This is a genomic window from Anaerobacillus alkaliphilus, from assembly GCF_004116265.1.
GTDB classification, from domain to species: domain Bacteria; phylum Bacillota; class Bacilli; order Bacillales; family Anaerobacillaceae; genus Anaerobacillus; species Anaerobacillus alkaliphilus.
This window is the reverse complement of record NZ_QOUX01000043.1, coordinates 1-672: the sequence shown is the minus strand read 5'-3', so window position 1 is coordinate 672 and position 672 is coordinate 1. Positions and strand designations below refer to the sequence as shown.

Here is a 672-nt window from a genome sequence, read left to right as displayed (position 1 = left end):
TGGGGTGAAGTCGTAACAAGGTAGCCGTATCGGAAGGTGCGGCTGGATCACCTCCTTTCTATGGAGTTAAAACTCTAGTCGATGCTTTTCTTTGGAAAAGTACGCTGACGCTGTGTTTCAGTTTTGAAGGAATTATCCTTCGAACATAAAAAGTGTATGCTTTTTATTATGAGAGAGTGATCTCTCTTTTTATATGGAGTTTTTAGGGGCCTATAGCTCAGCTGGTTAGAGCGCACGCCTGATAAGCGTGAGGTCGGTGGTTCGAGTCCACTTAGGCCCACCATAACAATTTCATAACCCGGGGCCTTAGCTCAGCTGGGAGAGCGCCTGCCTTGCACGCAGGAGGTCAGCGGTTCGATCCCGCTAGGCTCCACCAATAACCATTTTTTGGTTCTAGACATCATTCTCGAATGGTGTTATATTTATCAAGTCGCCTTTTTGAGAAAAGGTAGATTGATAGTTTAATTATGAATTGCCAATTTTGAATTATGAATTAATGAAAGTATCTCAGAGAGGCCTTCAACCAATTCAACATTCACAATTGTATTTGTTCCTTGAAAACTAGATAACAACTAACACATTTAAGTTTTACCGGAAAGTTTGTAAAAGCTTTTGAGTAAACTTGAGTAGTCAAGAATTCAATTCGACGTAAAATCCTTATAACTAGGTAAT

2 tRNA genes and 1 rRNA gene are annotated in these 672 nt (G+C 40.5%); all 3 read left to right on the top strand.

The annotated features are described in order from the left end of the window. A 16S ribosomal RNA gene (locus DS745_RS14080) occupies window positions 1-58 on the top strand; the annotation flags it as partial. Between the two features lie 148 nt (window positions 59-206). Further along, window positions 207-283: transfer RNA gene (locus DS745_RS14075), tRNA-Ile, on the top strand. Between the two features lie 17 nt (window positions 284-300). Next, window positions 301-376: transfer RNA gene (locus tag DS745_RS14070), tRNA-Ala, on the top strand. Window positions 377-672: the final 296 nt, after the last annotated feature.